We start from the raw sequence: 3,714 nt of genomic DNA on the forward strand, positions 1-3,714 counted from the left end.
CAGCGGGATCTCGCAGATGTCGCGGCCGAGGGCCTCGGCCACCTGCCGCCACACGTCGCGGCGGTTGATACCCAGCACGGCGGGCAGCGCGACCACGTCGGCCTTGCCCGCAACCTTGGCCACTGCCTTCGCGAACGCGGCGGCGAACGACTGCTCGTCCATAGCGCGGGCGTAGGTGAGCGCGGTGGGATCTGCCTCGCCCTTCCGCGCGGGGAGGTCGATCCAGGCGGCGGTTGCGCTGAGCGCGCCGCCGTCGGGGGCCTTCGAGCGGGCGAGGTTGCCGGCGATGAGCTCGGGCGAGAAGTCCTTCAGCTGCCGCACGCCGACGACGGCGTAGCTCTTGCCGCCCACCGCGTCGCCCGCGACCATGGACGGCTGGGCCAGCGCGGTCGGGCGGAGCGCGCCGACCGCCGTCGGCAGGTGGTAGTTGCGGGCCGGATCGCCCACGAGCAGCTCCGGGCCGAGCTCGCCGGCCAGCCACGACACGGCCGAGCCCACGCCGTCGGCGCCGATCGAGGAGTACGGATGCCCCTCCGCGACACCCGCCACAGCGTCCAGCGGCCGCGACACCCGGTCCGGCGTGTAGCCGAGGATGTCGACGGTGCCCTGGGAGAGCTGCAGCCCGCCCGGCCCCTTGGTGGTCAGCGTGACGGACTTCCCGGCGCGGGTGAGCCGCAGGGCGGCGGTGAGGCCGGCGAGCCCGGCCCCGATGACGACGACGTCGCTCATCGCACGATCTCCTCTTCAGGCTGGGGCAGGTGTTCGACATCGAGCGTGCCTGCGAAGATCCAGTGGTCCAGGGCGGTCTGTCTGACCTGTTGGCCGTACAGGATGGGCCAGATCCCGATCCAGCGGTGCTTGAGGAACAGGCGCAGCAGCCCCGAGGCGCGCTCGGCGTCGTCGACCTGCTCGGAGCAGGCCAGGCCGGCGGCACGAGTGGCGCAGAACCCGCCCTGACAAGGCCCCATGCCGAGGCGCAGCTGGCGGCGGAGGTCGTCGAACGTGGCGTTGGGCTGTTCCTTGAGGAGCCGCACGAACATGGAGCGGTTCATCAGCTCGCACTCGCAGATGATCTGGTCGTCCAGGCGGTCCTTCTCGCGGTCCTCGAGGCGGTGCGTGACGGTGTAGAGCTTGCGGTCCTCGCTGCCGGGGATCACCTCGTCGGCGGTGGTGCAGGGCCGCTCCTCGCCGAGCTGCCGGTTCATGGCGTCGACGATGTGCTCAGCCATCAGGCGGTAGGTGGTGAGCTTCCCGCCGCCGATGGTGAGCATGCCCTTCAGGCCGTCCGTCTGGGAGTGGTCGATGACGGCCATGCCGCGGCTCATGTGGCGGGTGTCCTCCACGGAGACCCGCTTGTCCTTGATCAGCGGCCGCGACCCGGACCAGGCGTGCAGGGCGCGCGCCTTGCGGAAGCCGGGGATCATCGCCTCGCCGGCGTCCAGCATCTGCTGGACCTCGTTGCGGGGGATGGGCAGGTGGTCTGGATCCGTCTCGTGGATGTCGGTGGTGCCGATGATGGAGACGGTGTGCACGGGCACGAGGATGTCGCCGTCGGTGGGGTAGACGCAGCGGTTGATGACGGTGTTCACCAGGCGGTGGTTCATCGCGATCATGATCCCGCGGCCGGGAACGACGGCGACCGGCTCGGCGCCGGCCATCTCCGCGATCTGTCCGGCCCAGGGCCCGGCGCAGTTGAGGACGAACGTGCAGGTGATGCGCACGTCCTCGCCGCCCTTCTCGTCGCGGCAGATCACGGCCGCCACGCGGTCGCCGTCGCGCTCGATCTTCATCACCCGGTGGTAGGTGAGCACCTTCGCGCCATGCGCCTCCGCCGAGCGGGCGGCGCCCCAGACGAGCTGCCAGCCGTCGACGGAGCCGTCGGCCACCTCGATGGCGCGCTGGATCCGCGGGTCGAGTCGGGGCTCGCGGCGGAGTGCCTCCTTGACCGAGATCTCGGTGGCGGGGACGCCGGTGGACTTGGCGCCCTCGAGGAACTTGTCGGCGTAGGCCGGGTCGTCGTCGGCGAGGGTGACGAAGAAGCCGCCCGTGTCCTCGACCGCGCTGGCCTGGATGCGGCGCAGGATCGCGTTCTCCTCGGCACACTCGGTGGCCGAGCCTGGGTCACTGACCACGTAGCGGCCGCCCGAGTGCAGCAGGCCGTGGAACCGGCCGGTGGTGCCCTGGCCCAGATCGACGCGTTCGACGAGCACCGCGCGGTACCCGCGCATCGCGGCGTCGCGGACGACGCCCAACCCCGTCGAGCCGCCTCCGATGACGACGACGTCGGTATCGAGACGCTTCATTGTGTCCCCTCCTTGGGCCCCTGCTGTGGTGTCTACCATCTTCCCCCGTGGGGGGGCCCGGCGAGGGGCATTGGTTCGCATTCGTGCACGCGGCGCGTCGCGGGACCGGCCTAACGTGCACGCATCTCAGGGCCCGCACGCATCGCAGTCCCGGCCCGTCTCTGTGCACGACACACCGTCGAAAGCGGTGGCCGTGCCGCTATGGGGCCCCGGGGGTGGTTCACGACGGCGTTTCGTGCACGGTTCGCGAGGCCGGTCAGTTTGGGGAGGCGGCTCAGGAGGGGCGTTGGGTGGAGCGCCGGATGATGAGCTCCGGCTGGAACACCGTCTGACGGGGGATGAGCTCGGGGTCGGCGGCCTCCTCCAGGAGGACGCGCAGGGCCGTCCTGCCGATGGTCGCGCTCGGCTGCCTCAGCGACGTCAGCGGCACGGCGGCCGCGGCGGCGAACGCGATGTCGTCGAAGCCCACCAGCGAGATCTCCTCCGGCACGCGCATCCGGCCGTCCTCGACCAGGGCCTGCAGCACTCCGAGGGCCACGAGGTCGTTGGCCGCGAAGACCGCGTCGAGGCGGTCGCGCGGAGGGCGGGCGAGGATCCGGTTGCCGGCCGCGGCCCCCTCCGCGACGGTCATCGCCGTCGTCGGAATCACCTCGATCTCCACCCCGACGACGACGACCAGACCTCGTTCGACAAGACCGCCGCGCTGCTCCAGACCTACCCGGAGCTCAAGGGCATCGTGTCCCCGACCACCGTCGGTATCGCCGCCGCGGCGCGCTACCTGTCGACGTCGGACTACAAGGGCAAGGTCATGCTGACCGGTCTCGGCACCCCGAACCAGATGCGTGAGTACGTCGAGGACGGCACCGTCGAGGCGTTCGCGCTGTGGAACCCGGCCGATCTCGGCTACCTGGCCGCGTTTGCGGCTCAGGCTCTCGTCAACGGTGACATCACCGGCGCCGAGGGCGACGAGTTCGAGGCCGGCAAGCTGGGCTCGTACACCGTCGGCGAGGGCGCCTCGGTGCTCCTCGGCGAGCCGTACGTGTTCAACGCGGAGAACATCGCGGACTTCGACTTCTGAGTCCCGCAACAAGCAAGGCCAGGCGCCGTCCGGGGATACCCGGGCGGCGCCTCGTCGTGTCGCGGTGTCCCTGCCCCGTCCGGCGTGCACGACATGCCGTCGCGATGTCCTCCCGAGCCCCTATGCGAGGTCCGGGGCTGGGTCCGACGGCGTTTCGTGCACGGCCCGAAGGGTTGAGACTGCACCTGGCAGGCAATCCCGGCCGCGCTGAGGCCGATGCTCTGCGCCCGTGGGCCGTTCTGGCGAACGGGCCCACCCAATCCTTCGCAGGCCCCCGGGTGACCTCACGGAGGTGACCACGAGTCGTCGCGACGGAGAAGTTCTCCACAGAAC

3 protein-coding genes and 1 pseudogene are annotated in these 3,714 nt (G+C 70.9%); 1 reads left to right on the forward strand and 3 read right to left on the reverse strand.

The features are described from left to right. The 3 genes from PKY62_RS12585 to PKY62_RS12595 form a co-directional block, all read right to left on the reverse strand. A partial coding sequence (locus tag PKY62_RS12585; RefSeq protein WP_324537478.1) for an FAD-binding protein occupies window positions 1–729 on the reverse strand: 729 nt, incomplete at its 3' end. Continuing rightward, window positions 726–2,303 carry an anaerobic glycerol-3-phosphate dehydrogenase subunit GlpA gene (gene glpA / locus PKY62_RS12590; protein WP_324537480.1) on the reverse strand — a complete coding sequence of 526 codons (1,578 nt, stop codon included), beginning with the start codon at window positions 2,301–2,303 and terminating at the stop codon, window positions 726–728. The genes PKY62_RS12585 and glpA, both read right to left, overlap by 4 nt. 274 nt (window positions 2,304–2,577) lie before the next feature. Further along, window positions 2,578–2,952 carry a substrate-binding domain-containing protein gene (locus PKY62_RS12595; protein WP_324537482.1) on the reverse strand — a complete coding sequence of 125 codons (375 nt, stop codon included), beginning with the start codon at window positions 2,950–2,952 and terminating at the stop codon, window positions 2,578–2,580. Window positions 2,953–2,958: 6 nt separating this feature from the next. Here PKY62_RS12595 and PKY62_RS12600 point away from each other — a divergent pair. Continuing rightward, window positions 2,959–3,381: pseudogene (locus PKY62_RS12600) on the forward strand (substrate-binding domain-containing protein); the annotation flags it as partial. Between the last annotated feature and the right edge of the window lie 333 nt (window positions 3,382–3,714).

Origin of the sequence: Actinotalea sp. (assembly GCF_035443605.1) — a bacterium.
Taxonomy (GTDB): domain Bacteria; phylum Actinomycetota; class Actinomycetes; order Actinomycetales; family Cellulomonadaceae; genus Actinotalea.

Excerpts from the sequence above, each read along its gene's own strand:
- glpA (WP_324537480.1), bottom strand. The coding sequence starts at position 2,303 with ATGAAGCGTCTCGATACCGACGTCGTCGTCATCGGAGGCGGCTCGACG.